The organism is Pseudoalteromonas sp. Angola-7 (assembly GCF_028599255.1).
Taxonomy (GTDB): Bacteria; Pseudomonadota; Gammaproteobacteria; order Enterobacterales; family Alteromonadaceae; genus Pseudoalteromonas; species Pseudoalteromonas atlantica.
This window is the reverse complement of record NZ_JAQREL010000008.1, coordinates 1-19,046: the sequence shown is the minus strand read 5'-3', so window position 1 is coordinate 19,046 and position 19,046 is coordinate 1. Positions and strand designations below refer to the sequence as shown.

Annotated in this window: 14 protein-coding genes; 8 read left to right on the top strand and 6 right to left on the bottom strand. The window is 38.4% G+C overall.

Translation table 11 applies throughout. The annotated features are described in order from the left end of the window. From PSH50_RS12030 to PSH50_RS12005, 6 genes are read right to left on the bottom strand one after another with little or no spacing between them, the layout of a single operon-like run. Complete coding sequence (locus tag PSH50_RS12030; RefSeq protein ID WP_273587683.1) at positions 1 to 651, bottom strand: hypothetical protein; 651 nt, start codon at positions 649 to 651, stop codon at positions 1 to 3. Further along, positions 648 to 1,736 carry a hypothetical protein gene (locus PSH50_RS12025; RefSeq protein ID WP_273609652.1) on the bottom strand — a complete coding sequence of 363 codons (1,089 nt, stop codon included), beginning with the start codon at positions 1,734 to 1,736 and terminating at the stop codon, positions 648 to 650. The genes PSH50_RS12030 and PSH50_RS12025 overlap by 4 nt, the downstream gene beginning before the upstream one ends. Next, on the bottom strand, positions 1,727 to 3,748 hold the full coding sequence (gene traD / locus PSH50_RS12020) for a conjugative transfer system coupling protein TraD (protein ID WP_273609651.1): 2,022 nt from the start codon (positions 3,746 to 3,748) through the stop codon (positions 1,727 to 1,729). Before traD ends, PSH50_RS12025 begins: the two co-directional genes overlap by 10 nt. Then, complete coding sequence (gene mobH, locus PSH50_RS12015; protein WP_273609650.1) at positions 3,741 to 6,350, bottom strand: MobH family relaxase; 2,610 nt, start codon at positions 6,348 to 6,350, stop codon at positions 3,741 to 3,743. Before mobH ends, traD begins: the two co-directional genes overlap by 8 nt. Further along, positions 6,350 to 7,099, bottom strand: a complete 750-nt coding sequence (locus PSH50_RS12010; protein ID WP_273609649.1) for a hypothetical protein — start codon at positions 7,097 to 7,099, stop codon at positions 6,350 to 6,352. The genes mobH and PSH50_RS12010 overlap by 1 nt, the downstream gene beginning before the upstream one ends. Beyond that, entirely contained in the window at positions 7,089 to 7,589 is a 501-nt protein-coding gene (locus PSH50_RS12005; protein ID WP_273587678.1) for a conjugative transfer protein MobI(A/C), read from the bottom strand. Before PSH50_RS12005 ends, PSH50_RS12010 begins: the two co-directional genes overlap by 11 nt. Before the next feature lie 1,037 nt (positions 7,590 to 8,626). Between PSH50_RS12005 and PSH50_RS12000 the strand changes: the two genes are divergently transcribed. The 8 genes from PSH50_RS12000 to PSH50_RS11965 form a co-directional block, all read left to right on the top strand. Beyond that, on the top strand, positions 8,627 to 9,670 hold the full coding sequence (locus PSH50_RS12000; protein ID WP_273587677.1) for a hypothetical protein: 1,044 nt from the start codon (positions 8,627 to 8,629) through the stop codon (positions 9,668 to 9,670). 3 nt (positions 9,671 to 9,673) lie between these two features. Beyond that, the gene (locus PSH50_RS11995) at positions 9,674 to 10,078 is read left to right on the top strand and encodes a hypothetical protein (RefSeq protein ID WP_273587676.1); all 405 of its coding nucleotides are present in this window, start codon (positions 9,674 to 9,676) and stop codon (positions 10,076 to 10,078) included. A 256-nt stretch (positions 10,079 to 10,334) separates the two neighbouring features. Next, positions 10,335 to 10,652, top strand: coding sequence for a hypothetical protein (locus PSH50_RS11990; RefSeq protein ID WP_273587675.1), 318 nt, complete (start codon positions 10,335 to 10,337; stop codon positions 10,650 to 10,652). Between the two features lie 4 nt (positions 10,653 to 10,656). Continuing rightward, positions 10,657 to 11,259, top strand: a complete 603-nt coding sequence (locus tag PSH50_RS11985) for a hypothetical protein (RefSeq protein ID WP_273587674.1) — start codon at positions 10,657 to 10,659, stop codon at positions 11,257 to 11,259. Positions 11,260 to 11,351: 92 nt separating this feature from the next. Continuing rightward, positions 11,352 to 11,867 carry a hypothetical protein gene (locus tag PSH50_RS11980; protein ID WP_273587673.1) on the top strand — a complete coding sequence of 172 codons (516 nt, stop codon included), beginning with the start codon at positions 11,352 to 11,354 and terminating at the stop codon, positions 11,865 to 11,867. Positions 11,868 to 12,046: 179 nt separating this feature from the next. Then, complete coding sequence (traF, locus tag PSH50_RS11975) at positions 12,047 to 12,997, top strand: conjugal transfer protein TraF (RefSeq protein WP_273609648.1); 951 nt, start codon at positions 12,047 to 12,049, stop codon at positions 12,995 to 12,997. Further along, a complete protein-coding gene (locus PSH50_RS11970; protein ID WP_273587671.1) occupies positions 12,997 to 14,406 on the top strand; it encodes a conjugal transfer protein TraH in 1,410 nt (469 codons plus the stop codon). The genes traF and PSH50_RS11970 overlap by 1 nt, the downstream gene beginning before the upstream one ends. Positions 14,407 to 14,408: 2 nt before the next feature. After that, positions 14,409 to 19,046 (top strand): conjugal transfer protein TraG N-terminal domain-containing protein (locus PSH50_RS11965; RefSeq protein ID WP_273609647.1); only part of this gene is annotated, 4,638 nt, incomplete at its 3' end.

The window sequence follows — 19,046 nt, the reverse complement described above, 5'->3', positions numbered from 1 at the left end:
TTAGCTAGTGCCTTTATGGAAGTTACGTATGATCCCTGAAATCAACAGAGATATTGTTATTAAATAAATAAATGGAAAGTATGGTAAGGCACCACCTACAAAGTTGGGGGCCAACATGAAAAAGGTAAATAAACAAAAAGAAATCCAAATGATTTTTATATATAAGCGAACCAAGTTGGGCTTGGCTCCGCCTAGCCTGTACGCATTTGCTTTATACTTATTAATAGAGCCATAAATTAATGCAATACAAAGTGGCAGTGATACAAAAAACCAATACTTAAACATGGTTACACGTAAGGCGATTTGATAAGCCAGTATCTGCCCATTAATAGCCAATCGCTCTTGCATGGTACTGCCAACTACACCATCCCATTCGGTGTCTTTTTCCGGCACTAACTTTGAAAGAAACCATTTATATAAACCGCTTTCATTGACCCATTTGTCTTGAAGAGCCAATGTTTCATTATGTAACACTGTCCAATCATTCTGTGAAATCACGTTTTTAACTTGATATGACTCATCCAGTACACTTGACTTGTATTCTTCTGAATCAGTGAGCAACAACATAAGCAACATCGCTGCTATTGATATTGATGACACCAGCAGTATTACCTCTAAACGTGTATGTTTACTCGTGACAGCTGTCTTCATAGCGCATCACCCCAAAATACAGCTTCTTTTCTGCCTACCGCCGGCACTCCCCAAATACTTAAATCTGCCCGTGAGAATACTAATAAGCTAAATGCTAAATAGAGCTTCTTATTTGTTTCTCTTGTCGGTGTTTGTAAGGTAATTGAATTACCCGTTGGGTGCTTACTTACCCAACTTCTTAAGCTCTCCGCAGTCCAATCCCAACTCTGTCCTTTCGATTCTATTTTCATGCAGCACAATTGATTTATTTGATTTGAAATATAATCACAAAAAATTATAAATGCTGATGACTGCCCCTGGAGTTCGGCTTCTGCGTAATAGGCGCTTAGCGACGATGTAATTATGTTGTAGTAAGTGGGTAGGCCTCTATTAAATAAATCCACATCTCCCATAAAATCCTTAACCCTGTTGCAGATTTTTACTACTGCCGGGTTGATGGTATCTATTGCGTCTAGCTGCATCTGTATGTTCTTGTATCCAATTGCCTCAACCCTTTGAGCTTTACTTTGAAGCTTTTTCATTTTGATTGTGCTCATGAACTTTAAAATAGATTCAGCGTTAAAGAACTTATATAAAATAAGCAACCCAACTTCATCTTTACGCAGGTACTCTAACTTTACTTCTAATTGGCTCGTCGATATTGAGTCGAAGTTTGAGTTATCACTCCATGACTTTAAACTACCTTGAGTAAAATCCCACGTGACCGCTGCCCTTTGGGTCTGCCCTTTTGGTCTGCCCGTAATCTTTGCGTAAGTGATTGGATATATGCTTTCAGTAAATGCATGAATTTGGCTTTCTATTGACGAATCAGTGAGCTCACTCACTAAGCGATTCATTATCAAGCTGAATAGGCGCTCAGTGTAGATCTTTGTATCTAAACCTACATAAACTGCTATGTTCCGGGCGAGCTCAAATATGCTTTCATCTTTATTGCATAACGATAAAAGCTTGCGCCAAATTTTATCGTCTAAGCGTAAACGTATTGCATTCTTTATTTGCTGCTTTTCTATATCATTCAGGGATGACCATTCTTTTTCTGCAGTAAGCGGACTAAAATTTTTCTTTAACCAACTTTCTATAACCATTTAGCACGCTCCTCTGGCTTACTATTTATTACTATCGGTAACCTCATTTTTAATTTCCTTCCATCTGCTAAGCGCGCTATATACTGAAGCTTAGGCAGGTCACCCATAAGCCCCATTGGAAATGATTCATCCATTTCTTTTGCTGAACGTTCGCCATGCATAGAGTTGAAGCTAAATATACTCTCGCTACTTGATGCTCCAGACGCACTTTGATTCTGAACTTTGGTTATTGCTGTCTTTGAAAATTGTGCCGCAACATACTCTTGCGTTTTTGGATCTGTTGTCCTAAACGATATGAAGTTATTACATAAACCTAAAACCCTATTGGCAGTAGGTTCATCTGTTTTTGCTGCTATATCGCTTATCGTTTGTGTGGCAAGGTAAAGCTCAATAGATGATGCGCGTCCTACAGCTAATAGGTTTAAAAGACTGTCATTGTTTTCTAGTGCCGCATGAGCTTCATCTAAAAATACGGCAACTCGTGATGCTTTCTTATCATTGTTGTTATATCTACGACCTGATACTGCTGCTATCTCAGCCATTACTAAACGTGCCAAGAAACCTGCCGTTTTATTGTCGGTCATTGAATCTAAACTGATATAAAGGCATCCACCCTTTTCCATTAAGTTATCTAAATCAACAATGCGTCTCTCATCTTCACTTTCTGGGTCATCTATTGGTGAGAACAAATCATCCATAGGCTTTGATGTCAAAGCTGTTAAAACTGGACGCAGCGACGTGATCATTTTTATAAAGTGCTCAGATGGATGTTCTATTAACTGGATTATCCCCAAAATAGCGGCATTTTCGTTTGTTTCACTTAATCGTGCTTTGTAGTATTCGCTCATAACTTGCCATGGCTCGACACCTTTCTTCATGTACTCTGCCATGTTCAAGCGTATCTCATAGTCCTGGCCAAGTGTCCTATCAAAAAATACACGTAACACCTTTTCACAAAAGGCTATTTTTCCTGATGATAAGGCTTTCTGGATTGAAGTTAATCGAATCGGTGTACCTATGTACTCCATTCCTGCAGCGACAAATGTTATCTGCTCGTAGGCGAAGTCCTCAAACGTTTTGCTGCCACCAGAGGTGCCCATAAGAGGGGCTACACGGTCTGCAATTTCTGAGACTCGTACAAAGTTTTTCAGTAAAGGTATACGGCATGACTCACTTTGTGCTGCAGGGTGTACACTGAAGAACCTATCGCCATAGCCCAAGTGTTCCATTTCCTGCTTGATAGACTCTTTCCAATCAGTGTCGTTTTTTGGATCGATAACGACGATTACTTTGTTGTTATTTTTTGTTTTACCATCGTGTTTGCTATTACTTTGTTGCTCATTGACATTGAAACGAGCTGAACTTTCTTTAGCGCCCATATGAATAGCGTTAAGGCTAAGCAAGCGTAATAGTGTGGTTTTTCCTGTACCTATGTTTCCTGATATAAGTGTGTGGCCAAAGTAAGTGTCTTCAACTACTTTAATTTCCGTTTCATCACCAACAGCGTGTATAAATGGCTTACCACCTAACTCTTCAGTTTCATGCTGGTGGGCATTAGTTAAACTCCTTATGAAGAAAGGCAATTTTATGTCGGTTAACTTAGAGTCCATATTCATTACTTGATAAATACGGTTCGCATGCTCTGAACCCCACTCAAACCCATAGCCCATGAAGTTGTGTCTTGGATCAACAAATTTATCATTGGTTATCCTCGCCTCCAGTGAGTTAATTTCACGCAAGGTTTGACAATCCATGAACTCTTTTTTGTTTAATTTAAGCTTTAACTGCCTTTGAATTAATGGTTTTGCTTTTCTGGCATATAAATAACTTCCACCAGCCAAAACCCCGGCTATTCCGAATGATATTGTTGCTCCAGGTTGAAACGCTCCTAACGTCATAAATGGAGTTGTTATGGCGCCAATGCCATAAGCAATTGCTGTGTTAACTTCATAGATAGGTCGAAATAGAAATTCAACGTATCTTCCATCAGTTCTATTATATTTGCTACTCACTGAACACCTCAGTATTTGATACATCATGTATGTGGACTTGAATGGAAAATGAACTCATATCATTGATTGTTACGTTATGCTTATAGCGCGCTTTCATTAATTGGATGAGTTTGCTTATTCGTATTCCCTTTATAAAAGAGCGGTGTGAGTCGCTAGCTAAAGCAACGTCTTTTAATACAATATCTATCTGTTCTGGACCTCCTGCCACTTTAATTTTATGAGCTAACAGGATTTCGCCAAGACTTCCTTTAATGCTTGTTGTTGTGAATTCAAACTCTGTGTTGTCGCTAGACGTTAGACTTAATTCATCTTTACCGGCTGTTACCTTTGTCTTGGTAGTCACCCCTTTTGGTTTAGAGCTAAGACCTTCTGTATTTTCTACACTGCTTTTTACAGAGCCCATTAATGTGGACTTGCCTAAAGGTGTTAGTTCAAAGCAAACAACCGAGTTCCCTTTTTGACGGCGTACAAGGGTTGCAAGAGAGGAACTACCAAGTTTTTGCCGTATAAAGCCTCTATCTAACAGCGCTTGGCCAGCTTCTATTTGATTAGTGTCGTAAGCTTTAACGTACTTGTTAACGTCTACGTACCATTTATTATTAATTTGCAAAACATAGTCTTGAGTAATGCGTTTACCTTTCTCCAAGGCTGGTGGAGTAACCTGTTCGGTTTGTGGCGTAGGAGTAACCTCTTCGCTTTGTGCCGAAGGTGTTGCTCGTTCGCTTTGTGGCGTAGGATTAACCTTTTCGCTTTGTGGCGTAGGAGTAACCTCTTCGCTTTGTGCCGAAGGTGTTGCTCGTTCGCTTTGTGGCGTAGGATTAACCTTTTCGCTTTGTGCCGAAGGTGTTGCTTGTTCTGCAGTGGTTTCGCTGCTGTTCTCAAATTGTATTGGTGTAACATTAGCCTTCTCCGGTTTTTTAGGCTTTTGCATTTTCGTCTTTTTGGGCGTGTCTTTATTTTTTTTCCCCGCATTTAGTTCACCTTGAGACGGTGCAGTATTTTCTGTTTTTGTGGTACCGGCATTTTTATTAACATGGGTTGCTTCAGTTTTAACTGATACAGAATTTTTAGCGGGGCTTATTTTTACTTTGTCATGCAGTTCGTTAGTATCTTCAATTACCGTCTCTTTTTCTATGTTCAGTTCTGTAGTGTCAAAGCTTAGCTCTGTAAAGCTCCCATCTTCTTTCGTTATGAAATACTTGTTTGTGGTACTTAGGTAAAGTAAACCTTCTAAATTTGGGTGTACTGGGTCAGAATCATATATCCACTCGCGATACACTACTTTGATCAATTCAATCCAACTAATGCTGATTTTTTCGTCAATAATGTCGATTACATCTTTCTCAGTGAACTTGCCTATAGCAAATAGCGCAAACCGATTATCTTTATCGAATGGCTCTACTATTCGAAAATCTTCCATCATTCCTAATAGTGATTTTGTGTCATTTGGTAGAGAGTCGTGCTGATTAGCGCGTGCAGCTTTGAGAATTCCATCAAACGCTGATTGCCAGCGAATGAAAACACAATCTCCAATCACAAATGCATGGCCTTTTTGCGCATTAAAATTCCACTTGCTTTTAAGGCTACGCATCGTATCGACAATAGACATCATTCTTGATTTTTTTAAGTTACCAAAAGCTGATGTTGCCATTGTTTTTACATCTTTAGCTGTGGAAACTGAATCACCAAAACGAATTGCAGTGGCAAGGTATCCATTAATGTGAGCATAACCATTAAGTGCAGACGTTAGATTGCTATATAAGTCATCTGGTGAGTCCATAATAAACTCTAATCCCTCACCTTTTAGTATGTGAGGTAAAAGAGTCGCGCCTGAAGATACGTGCTCTTTGTGTACACGCGAAGCTCTAAAGTGAACAAAGTATCGTTCGACTTTATTGCGCGTAGCCCATTCAATTAGAGTTTCAATTTGTGGTACCCAAGGCTTAATGGATTTGCTCCAACTAGCGATTGGCACACACATATTTTGTTCATCATCAAAAATGGTATAAGCACTTACCTGCATATCAGTCAGAATTTTGCCGGTATCATGTAGAAGCGCCCCTACCCATGCTGCATACATATAACGGATACGACGTTGTGCATCTAAGTCCACTTTACCCACAGTGGGAGGCAGCTGGTTGTCTGCCTTACGCAAAGCTATTAAAGCTGCATCTAGTGAGTGTCGGAATAACCCTCCTGGTTGCGAATGGTGGTGGTATTCCGATGCTGGAAGCATGTGCACATATTCTGCTAGCTTGCGAATTACACTCAAATAACGGGCTTCAAAAAGATTAATTCCATCCTCTGTGGTTCTGTGAAACCCAATATCAACGTGTTGTTCAAGCGCTATAATTTGGTCCTTATAGCGCTTTAAAATCGCATCTACACAAAATACGCTAAGACCATTTACTTTTGGTGGGTAAAACTGTGCTTCAGCGTCGTGTACCGGCCTGTTGTAAATATCCAAATAAATTTCTCCAGTTACATTGGTCTGTAATTGGATAGGCTTAGGGTTATCTTTAAGCACCTCTACGTTACTGTGATTAAGAGTTTTAGAAGTGGGTAGACCCAATAGCATTTTCATTGTAGATACAAATGACATTAGGCTACCTTGTTTTCACTGTCTTCATTATTGGCTTTATCAAGTAAAGCTATTTGTTCGTCAGTGAGTATTGTTTTTGCTATATCGTGAGGGATTCCACATAACGAAAGCATGTTAAAGTGTGGATCACGTAAAAATTCCAAATAGTATCGTGGGTAAAATTGGCCACCTTTACGTTTACCTGGCGAAGTCACTTTCATTATTCTGCTAGTAACACCAGTAACAATTGCTGCGGCCTGTCTGCATGCTTCTGCATACTCAAGGTCATCCAATGCGCCACACATAAATAGTTTTTCTATTGCGTTTAACTCTTTGTCCACGGCCATGATTAACTGAGTAATTGAAAGTCCTACAGGGTGCGAAACTTCAAATTGCATGGTGTAGTCATCTGGAGTATTAATTGTAAACTCATCCATAACCGGTAAGCTTTTCTCACGCTCTAGTCGGTGTTCATGGAATATATCCAACTGAGCTTGGGCAACCCCTAAATTAATATCTCTATGCCACTCACTTATTCTTGTGTACGCATCGCTAGACGATTTTGCCATACGTAAAATTGCAGCTAAGCGCTCGAATGCATTTAATATCTTGTGCTCATTAAGCTTTAAATATGAATGAGTGTGATCAGTTTCATATCGCACAGTGGTAATGATTGTTTTCATTTTACCGGTATGTTTTGTGGTGGCGATGGCGGCATTGCCATTATTTACAGCTTTAGGTGGTTTATAGTTTTGAGTTTTATTCTGCATTTTGCTCTTCCTTAGTTTCTAGGTTTTTTGAGTTGTTTAGTAGCTTTAAGCTTTGATGAATAATATTTATAAGCGTGATAATCGGTTCTGCTTTAACTAGAAATTCGTCAATTAATTCAACCTCCCAACTTTCAGCATTTTTTACCAATTGGAATCTACTTGTAGTGCCATCTTTATTCCGCTTGAGTTCTTTGGCGTATCGAAGCGTCTGCTTATTACTTTTAGCAACATTGAGCCTTGCCCAACTGTTTTCGTAAATTCTCCACCTAAGCGTTACTCGGTTATGGTTTTTGGTTTTGTATATGCGAATGCTCGGTGCAACCTTGCCAACTTTATCGTTTCGGTCTGGGTTTGCAGCTTGGCTTATTATTTGTCTATTAGTATCTCGCCAAGTACACCAGTATCCATCCACTAACGAATCAAGCTGCAGAGCTAGATCGTCTTTTTTGACTGTTAAATACTTTCGAACTTCAAATGCGTCAGGGTTCATTCTTTAAAACTCTTGCTTCTATGGTGCTGTTATTTTCTCGCATTTATCTATAAGAGAAAAAAAATAGAGAGGGTCTAAATGCACGCTGTAAATTACAGCCCCTACCGGGGAGGTTTTACTTTATAAGAAATGCCCTAAAATCTAATTGAGGGCAGTTTCTACAAACTGCCCCTAAAAGGGCGGTTTTCTCATAAATGCCCTCAATTAATTAGGGTTTAATTTATTCTTTGGTTTGTATTCATTTCATGGTTTGTTTGGCAAGTATAGGTAAGCTGATTAAACTGCCCCCTAGGGGCAGTTTTATTGTAATTGCTATTAATTGCGGGCAGTTTTGAAAATTAAATATCATTAAATATAAATTTACGCCCTAAAAAGGGTGCTAAAAAATTCTCACCCTATTAATTGAGGGCAGTTTTTTTGATTGGTAGCTTACTATTTGGTTGGATTTTATTTTGAAATAAATGAAGTTTACTGTGGTGTCTCTAAATTAATGTCGTTGTATCAATGCGGGCAGTTTGTTGAGTAGAGCACTATTAATTGCAGGTAGTTTTTTATTATTGATATGGGAATTGCTTTCATCGCTCACCATCTCATGCATATAGCTGGGTGTGCCAACCCACCAGCACGAAGTTCACTTTAGTATTGAGATAATCTATATGTTTTTATAGGTAAGGCCGCTTTTATGCCGCTTTTGTGTCGCTTTTGTTCCAATTCGCCGTAGGTGTTCAATTTAGACGCTATTATCAAGCTCTCAGTCCATAATTCGCCGTTTTCGTGCCGCTTTCATTCCAACTTGCACTGGGTGAACAATTTAACCAACATCAAAAAATGCGTAGTGGCGCATTGTGCCGCTTTTGTGCCACTTTCGTGCCGCTCCTTTGTATTGGTGTGTATTTTTCGTTCCGCTCCCCAACTAATAAGTAACCTAATTATGTATAAACATGGTTAGAGGTGCTGTTTTTGGGTGCTCTAATATTTAAAGCTTTTAATTGCCGGGTGTATTCTCTGCCTGAATAAACCATATAGGAGTGTAAATAATGGCTAAGAAGATTGTGAGAGCAGCTGAAGTTGGGTTCGGAACTGTAAGTTTTACTGTGTCAGGTGATGATAAACCAGTGATCAAAACGTTTAGCTCTTCTGTTGGGCGTGTAAATGAGAGCCGAATAGGTCAGGCTGAAATGGGTATTGGTAAGCGTGAATCGGTAGAGGTAGATATTGATGGCGATATTTTCGAAGTTGGGCCTGATGCTTATTTAAGTGCCCAAGACTCTGATGATGTTTTAAGTGATCATTATGTTGGTTCAAAACAATATAAAGCTCTACTGAAAGGCTGCCTTTCACTTATGAACGATCGCGTCATTGATTTACTTGTTGTTGGCCTTCCTGTAAATCATTGGTCAAAGAAGGATGAGCTTATAAAACTGACTGAGGGTGTTCATGATTTCAAAGGTGGTAAACAACGAATAGTAAAAAAGACGATGGTGTTGCCACAACCTGTGGCTGGGTTAGTTTCTTATGCCACAAGCTTGCCTAAGCATGAATTTGAAAAAAACTTTAAAACAGCAAACGTCGTTTGTGTCGATGCCGGATACTTAACACTAGATGTATGTACATCTCGTGGATTAACGCCAATAGAAAAAAGAAGTGGTGCGACTGAGAACGGCTTTTCAACTGTGTTGAATGAAATTATACCGACACTATCAAAAGCTTTTTCATTAACTAACAACTTATCAAGACGCTTAGTGGATGATGCTTTTTGGAAAACAAATGGAAAGTTAAGGGTTAGAGGTTATGATTACCCATTCCCAATTTGTAAAAAAGAAGATAATGAGCTCGGTATTGAATATGACGTTACAGGTAATATAAATAGTTCAACAAGTACAGCTGCAAATTATGTAAGAAACGTAGTAGGTAGCGGAGATGATATTGATTATTTTGTTTTATTTGGTGGACCTATTAGAACATTTGAACCAGCTATTAGAGCGCAATACCCACATCATAAAATGATTGTACTAGAAAATAATTTAACTACCGTTGTTGAGGGGTTGTTCTTTGCTGGAAAGCAAGTAGTTAGAGGTTAATATATGAGTAGTATCATTAAAGTAACAGCGAGAATAAAAAGAGAAAGTAAACTTGGTATTCATTTGGTTAATGATTCTCAGTTATCTGGCTATCCGAATGAGTTAATTAGGTTGGCAATTCAAGGCCTTCTCTATGAGCAGCTTGTAACTAAAAACTCTATTCTTAACTTAGCATTTAATGAGAACAATCCAAATGCTGATGTAGCTAATAGAAATACTCATATAAGTAATACAAACAATAGTTTTGATACAGAAAACCAAAATGTAGCTGATAATGCCAACGAACACGTAGGTAGCAGCGAAAATGAGCAAATCACTGATAATGAAATAGACTTGTTAAGCTATTTAGATAAATATGTTGAAGATAGTAATTTAAATCTAGAAGATTTCAATTATAATAACAACTAAGTTTATACCTCCAAATGCAAGAATGGGGGTTCAAACCCCCTCCCCCACGTAACTTCATGTTTGATATGGTTTATTTTTTTGTGTTATTCGGTTATGTTTAATGCAGCATAAGTAACTGAATTTATTGGCATTAACCCTGATTCAATAAAAAGTCTTTCACATTTTTTGACAAAACACATTCTATTTTTTATTGTGATGTTTAAATATTATACCTATAATTGAAATTCATTGATTAATTTTAAACGGATATATGACAATGCTTGAAAATGGTAATTCTCTCGCTGAACAAGTAAACAACTACTTCAGCTGTAATATTGAGCTATTATTAATTATTAAATCGTTAGTTGATATGGATTGCGATATAGAGGGTGTGCTTAGTCTTGATGCAGGTCTAGTAACAGCTCTTAAAAATGCACAGGTTCAAGATATTGCCCGTTTAAAAAAAGCAGACTCACGTATACCGTTATTCAAACTTTCCTGTTCAGGTGAACATTTAACCCGCGCCATCGAGTCAGTGGTACCTAACCGGCCTAAAGCTGGTTCTATAGACCATGTTTTTTCCTCTGGAGACTGAATAAATGGAATTTATTACAAAAAGAAAATTTTATGAAAATGAGATAGCCATTTGTGCATTGGCAGCTCTCGGTACCGAAAAGAAAATACTTAATGCTTTGGCGCACCGAAGAAAAGAAGATATTAAGCATTACTGGAGTGATATGCCTTATGCAAGGCAGTTCCGTCGTGGCCAAGGTGGATGGTTGAAGTCTTTAGAGGGACGCTTGATGGGTGATAGGATACTGTATCTATACAAAAAAATGTATAAAGATTCACAGCTAGACAAACCTATTACAGCTGTTCAGTTACTAAACATTTATTATGCTTATAATGCCCTTTATCCTAAATCGCATATACACCCTACAAGAATTTTCTATTTCTTCCCGCTATTGCGTGAACAGGTAGTTGGTATTATTCCTGAGTGTAAATGCTGCTCTAAATCTTACGTGGTTCATTTCGATTACAATGCAGGCTTCGATTTGTGTGCCTCATGTGAAAGCTCATTATTAAAATGTGAAAAACAAAAGTACGCTAATTCATCTGATGTTACTGACTTTGAATATGCAGCTAAGTCTAGAAATGATGACTATGATTTTGCTGATTTACCTCAACAAAAGCAAATGTGAATTTTAATGTAAGAGACTCGTTTAAAAAGTTTGATTTTAATGTTTGAAAACCAATACTATACAATTCAATAGAGTATAGTATTGGTTTTTTTATGCGTAAATCTTTTTTATCATTAGTTATGTTGGCTACTGTGCCAGTACAGGCTAGTGCATGGCTAAATTCAATGCCTGCCTATAAGTCTCAAATCAGCATTAACTTTACTAAATTACTTGGTAATGACCAAGCGGCAGTTATTAATAAAGGCTTGAAAAGCGCCAGTGAAAATCACTACCTTGCTGGTGTGTTACTACAGGAAAATAAACCAACCTCTTTGGCTTTAATTGTTGCTAACCTAAATCAAGAATTGTCTGGATTTCACTTTAATTTTAATGATGTAAAAGTAAATGCTAAATGTACTCGCTTGAAGGGCGATGTTACGGATGAACTTTTAAAGGTTAAAACTGATTTTGCAACAAGTGCAAAATTATATACAAATCAAATGGGCGCTTCTCGACCATGGTATAAATTCAAATTTGAAAGAAATGCAGGTTACTTTATTAACAAACTACATGATGATGTCAGGCCAAACTCAATTTCAATATGTGAAATTCCTTCTCAATTTCTATGATTATTAAAGAGGCCTAGCCTCTTTTTTCAAAAACTGCCACAAAAAAACTAAAAAAGCGTAGAGGCGCCTTATTTATGCTCTCTATTATTTCGTAATATCTAGGTAAAGTAAGAAAATGACTCTATTAAACACAGGGGGTCATTTTGAAATCTACTATATTCACAGCTTTATTACTTGCTATGTGCTTTCACGCATCAGCTGAACCTACTTTCTATGGTGATAAGTTTAGAGGTTGGTATTGGTTTGAAGAGCCACCGACTGAACCAGAAGAAAAACCACAAGAAGAAAAACCGCCTACCCCAACTCAACAAAAAACTGAAGATGAGAAAAAAGGAGATAAAATTCGGTTAGATGTTGCATGGTTACGTTCAAAAATTCCAGAGTACCAAGAAGCGGCCATAAATAATCCCACACGCGAAAACCTTGCTCGTTATTTGTATACGCAGCGATATATGCTTGATATTAGCTCTCGTTTTGCAACTAAAGCAACGGAGTTTAATCAGTTTGAGTCAGAATTAGATGAAACAAAGAGACGTCCCATGTCTTCGTTTTCTCTCAACGTATTTAAAGAAGAAACTAAAAGATCTATCAGTCAAGTTCTCGACTCTATCAATGAAAAAACACATATATGGTTTTTCTTTTCATCTAACTGCGCTTACTGCAAACAGCAGTTGCCTTTGTTGAAAGAGCTGAACATACGGTTTGGTGTAAACATTCTAGCTATCTCGATGGATGGCTCTGTGTTGCCGGGCATGGATGATATGGAAGTTGTAGTTGATAAGACGAATGTAGCTGAACGTTTTGGCGTTACATTTACTCCCACCATGTTTATGGCATTAAACGATGGCTCTGGCTTTACCAAGATAGGTGAAGGACTAACCACATTACCTCTAATGCAAGATCGTATTCTTTTATCTGCACGATTGAAAAATGTAATTACAGATGAGCAATACCAACTAACTCAAAACGTTCGTGAAATAAACGTATTAACTGACACCGACGGCACCATGCTTGCGGACGCTGAACTAATCGAAAATGATCCTGGTTATTTAGCTGAAATACTTAAATCAAAATTAGCCGATTCAAAACCAGTTGGTGCACAACTATTTAACTCTCTTTCAGGGGAATAATGATGAAATTAAGTAAAATTGGAATTGTTGTTGGCTTTTGCTTATTAACAAGTTCTATTAACGCAAATGCAGGAATGAAAGATTTATTTGATTCGTATCAAAATGACTTAGGCCCATATCATGTGAGCGTAGCTGGAGGAAATAACTGGGGGCTAGGTCAGTTCTCTGCCCGTTGGAATCAGCCAAGCATAGACCTAATATCTGTAGAAATGCCCTCGGCATCAGTAGGTTGCGGCGGCGTTGATATGTACGGCGGCTCGTTTGGGATGATTTCAGGGGATGAGCTGGTTCAAGTTGGTCGAGCGGTTGCTCAAGGTGCTGCTGCCTATTTTTTCAAGTTAGCTATAAACAATATTTGCTCAACATGCGCTGCAGAAATGGAAAACTTACAAAATAAATTACAACGATTAAATGAATTGGCGCGCAATGCCTGCGCTGATACTCAGAATTTTTTAGCTAATAATGAATATGTTGGCGAAGATAAGTTAATGATGCAAGATTCTCTAATTAGTGCAAAGACGGCTTCAAAAATTGGTACCGTCAGTAGTTGGGCGGGTTCTATTATAGGTGATGATAATACCAATGAGAAAAAAGATGTAAATTCTAGAAAACTCTCACTTGAGGGTAATTCGGTGTATCAGGCGGTTAGCTTACTAGAGCCTTCTTCATCAACGCCATTTTTAGAATCACTTGATTTTAAAGGTGATACACCACACAAAAAAATGGCCTCAATGCTAATGACGTTATTAGGTAGCAAAGTCATAAAGTTTGCTGATGGCACTACTGATGTCGAAGCAGAGCCTGATGTTGATAACACTGGCCCGGCTAATTATTCAGATTTTATTTTTGGTAAAACAACTGTTCCTATCGAAATTAGATCATGTGGTGAAGAAGATACAGCTACCGGCGGTGACTTTCGCTGTTTAAATGTAGAAACTGAAACAATAGATTTCACTCCGTTAGAAATGATAGTAAAAGCAAGGCTTCTTGGGGATGATGCTAACCCAGGTATATTCGCAAAATATTTGACTCAAACACCTCTTACCGTCGATGAGAAGAATTTTGTAAAAGTTTTTTCTTTTCCGTATGTACGCTGGGCAGTATTTGCCAAAGAAAACCATATAAATATTAACGATATTGCTAATTATGCTGTGACATTGCTGATGAGAAAAATAAACGACGAAATTTATTCTCAAGTTAGCAAAGTCTACTCTATGACCGCTTCGGCTAAAGAAAATATGTATGAATCCGGCACATCGTTGAAAAAGGAGTATGAAATTGCATACCAAGAGTTTACTAAAAAGTATGAGATAGTAAGTGAAAGAATACATGTAAGTAATGAAGAAAGTAGTCAAGCCCTCCAAACTGTAGTGCAAATTGCAACCTTAACTAAACTTACTAAGGGGTAATCATGGACTTAAATGTTTACTTACAAGGTGATTTAGAGTTTGCGAATGACACTCTAGTTGCCGTTGCTCGTATGTTTAATTCGGGCTCAACTTATGAACAAATACAAACTGGTGCTGGGATTTTAATATTCTTAACCCTGTTTTTATCATACTTTAAGTATATTTTAGACCCGGAGCGTTCGCCTTACCCTTTTAAAGAGTTTGTATTTGGCGTAATGGGTTTTGTTATGTTTGTTGGCCCTTTATCGCCGCGCTTCACTGTTCATTTACAATCAGTTTCTAGTAACTCACTTACGGTGAGAACTGTATCAAATGTACCATTCTTAGTGGCAGTGCCATCATGGGCAGGAACCAACTTAATTGGTGGTTTACGTGATATAGCAGCAAATAACTTCATAACTCCATCCATGGGTACTAATGCACCCGCTGATCCTCTTGGTGCACTTGTAAGGTTGCACTCTATTCCAATGTCACCTGTAGTTAACTCATTAGATAAACCGGGTAGTTATGATTTTAAGACTTCAATCAAAAATTATATAAATGACTGCTATATACCAGATCAAAAGTTAAGTACGGGTAATGCCAATGGAAATATGGGAGGACTAGATGCAGCTAGAATAGATAAGGTCATTGACAAAATTAAAGTCACTTACCCTGATTACTACACAACAATATATTTAAATGATAGCCCTGATGGTGAGTACACATCATGTAACTTGGCCTATAACCAAATATATGACCACCTCAAAAATGGTAAGTTCCCAGATATGGTTGCTAGTTATTATGGCGCGCGTGGTGTTGATCCGTCTTCAATAACTGCTGCATATAACCTTTTAACATCAAACAGTTTGGCCGCACCTAATCCATATGAAGTAATGGCAGGTCGTTTTCTGGCTTTTCATACTTATGAAGCGTTACAAGGGCAAGATTCGCCATGGGTGAATAAAATGGTATTTGAATCGATGCAGAAGCGTTTGTATGAACAAGCTGGTGAGCGTGCCTTGTTCATGAACTATATGATACCAATGATTTCAGTTTTCGAAATGTTCACATTCTTTATTGGGCCTGTAATGATTCTCTTATCTGTAATGGGCGGCGCCGGTTTTGCCATGATTGGTAAATATATGTACCTCATATTGTTTGTTAATCTATGGGGATTTATTAAAGTTTTTGTTGATCTATTTACGTACAAAGCTGCTGAAAAGGCTTTTTCTGTATCAACTGGTTTTGCCAATATGGACCCGTTTGCAATGGGGGCTATTCCTGCAGTAGTAGCCGAAGTTGAAGGGTTTTTAGGTGTAGCGTCTGCATTAACCGCAGCCATTCCAATGCTCGCGATGTTTTTACTTTACGGCGGTGTTCATTCATTGATGGGCGTTATGAGCTCTATTAATCCGACGGGTAAAGGTAGCGTTGACGGTACTAATATGGCTCCAAGATTATCAAGCACTTGGTCTGAGGGTACACAAAGTATGGGTACTCATAGTAATACATACAATAGTGGTACCGGTGCAAACGAGTTGAATGTTAAAACCAGTAATTCAGGTCGCTTTGCTGATGTTAGTATTGATTCTGGTATTAACAATTCGTTAGGTACTTCAGCTGCAATAGCAGAAAGAGATGTACAAACAAACACCCAAGCCTATGAGCAGACAGCCGCGACGGCAATGTCACACCTAGAGCAAAATTCAGATGTTGTATCAGGTTCAACTAATAAATCATGGGGCGATATGAATACTGCAGAAAAAGCAGTCGCCCTTAAAAGATCACTTGATAATAAGGAAGGTGTAACATCAGAGGCTGCATCACAAGCCGCATTTGCGATCATGGGTCAATTGGGAGCAAGTGGCTCAATGGGAGGCGGATTACCCGGCGTTGGTAAAGGTGGTTTATCGGCTGGTGTTTCTTCAACACTATCTAATATGGATCTATCACGTTTTGGTATTCAAGATAGTACAGGTTTATCTGCTTTGGAAGATGTATCAAAAAACCATAGAAACCAAACAACTTCTAGCGAACAAACCTCTTATGATGTTAGTAAGTCAAATCTTACAAATGATGCGTTCCAAGAGTCTTTAAATAAAGGTCATAAATTACAAGAGCAAATAGCGCAATCTCGTGAACTTATGTCTAATTTAAATGAAATGTACCAATCAAGTAATGGTCTTAAATTTAGCCAAGCCTTGAATAATGAAGCGTTAGCGCCCCTTGTAGACGACAATGCATTAAGCTCATACATAGATGGTTTATCAGATGAGCAGGTTAACTTATTAAGTGGCGATGAGGCTGGTGGCTCAATATCGGAGAAAAAAGATTATATAAAAGACAAATATCAAGCAGAGGGAGCTGAATTAGCTGGGCCAGGACAAGCTGGTTACGGATCTATGATGGCTATACTGGATGACACTTTAGCTAAGCAACCTAAATCTATTTCAGAAGTCAACAATCAAGCGGATATGCTTGCAGACTGGGGGCAAGTGGTTACACAAAATGCTGAAGGAAATAACGCAACTAATTCACAGCTTAATGCGTTGCAATTAATGACTGATTCATATCGGCAGCTAGATGAAGCAACCGAAGAAGGAAGTATAGTTTCTAATGCTAAACCAGATTTACTTGGTCTTGATATAGATACATCTAATGCTAATGCCGCAGAAAAGAAAATTATAACGTCAAATCTTAATCGTGATTTTGTTAACGATGTACCTTCAGAAAGTGACTACTCTAAAGAAAAGTATGGCGCTATGACTGAAGAGCAAGCGGATGCTATCAAGCGCGTAGAAGGATTCTCATTATTTAGTGGTGAGCAACAAGAGGTAATTGATCGAATTCAAAGCGGTGAATTAAATGGGGCTATGTGGGCTTTTAATGCGACACTAGGAGATGATAAATTTGCTAAATTTGTTGCAAGTCGCGCCTCGGATTTAGGTTACGATGAAAAGACTGTTTATGATGGTGTGCAACTATTTAATTCCAAAACACCAGCAGATGTACAAGATATGTTTGGCCGCATAAATAGCGGTAATGCCTCTTTTGAAGATATGAAATCAATGGCCCAAATGTCACATGCAGCCGATTATTTAACCAATACACAGTCCGGTAATGATTCATTGATAGTCGGTTTAGGTGCTGGCGAGCTTGATGAATTTAGCGGTAGCACACTGGCATTTCAAGCCGTTGAGCAGTCTTTAAGTGAGACCGAGTTAGGTCAGGATATTGATAACGTTATGGATATGGGCGGTAAAAATGGATTTAGCGTCCCTTCCGCTGTTGATGCCGTTGGCTTAATGGCTGGTCAAGGTGGTACAGTTGGATCACAATTCCCTTATGAATCTTCACTTGTAGATTTAGCAAATACAAATAAATCGTATAGAGAAGGTATTGAGCAAGCCGATAAAGGTAGCCTATTTGGTGATGGCATAAGCTACCAAAATGACAATATGTACGCTAACCCCGAAATAAGTTCTTTTGGTGAAGCTGTTAAAGACATTGTTCAGGAAAATAATGGTGGATATGATACCGATTTGGCCGTATCTGATATAGGTAAGCTACTCTCTCATGAGGTTCAAAGTAATGGTTACAATAGTGAATATCTAAGTGATATAGAAAAAGATAAAATGCTCAGTGGCGGCAATAACAACCTATTAAGAAGTGTTTATGAAAACTCTGATGAAATAAGATCAGCTGTTAATAGTTTACCAAATACTGGGCATTTGCCTCTTTATAAAGAAAAAATGAATGAAATGCTAGATCAAGCTGGCGAAGCATATAAAGAGCAGGGATTAACGTCACTAGCACCTTATACAGATAATAATAAAATAGATAAGACAGGTAATGTGGATGTTCCTAAAGAAGTAAGTCAAAGTAGCTCACCGGTAGCTACATTTAAATCTGGTTCTGATAGGTATACGCTACAGTCTCAAGAAGAGAATGGTTCATTTATTTACCAAGATGAAAAAAAACAGTCATATAGTTATGAGCAAGGTTCACGCTATTTAACTCCTATTAATTCTCCTGAAACCAGCAAAGACGGCAGCGCTAATAACGCACCTACAGCTAATGTTACTACTTCGCCAGCAAACGCTATTGTTTCTAGCAATGATCAAGGTGGAAATGTTCCTAGTACAACTCAAGCTACAGAGGAAAACGCATCGAATGCTTTATTTAGCAACAGCAATGTTCCTCTTTCAACGGGAGTATCTGCGTTTGCAGTTGGCGTACCTGGACTTGCCAATCTCATAAATTCTCAAGGTAATAACACGGCTACAGCTAATGCCACTGCTTCACCAGCAAACACAAGCGCTTCTAGCTATGCTCAGGGTAATAATGCCTCTACGGCTTCGGCAGAGAACACTAATGTTTCAAGTCAGCCGGTTGGCGAGTCTCAAGGTATTAACACGCCTACAGCTAATGCAACTATTTCACCAACAAACACAAGTGCTTCTAGCAATGCTCAGGGTAATAATGCCTATACGGCTTCGGCAGAGAGCACTAATGTTTCAAGTCAGCCGGCTGGCGAGTCTCAAGGTATTAACACGACTACAGCTAATTCCACTATTTCACCAGCAAACACAAGTGCTTCTAGTAATGCTCAGGGTAATAATGCCTATACGGATTCGGCAGAGAGCACTAATGTTTCT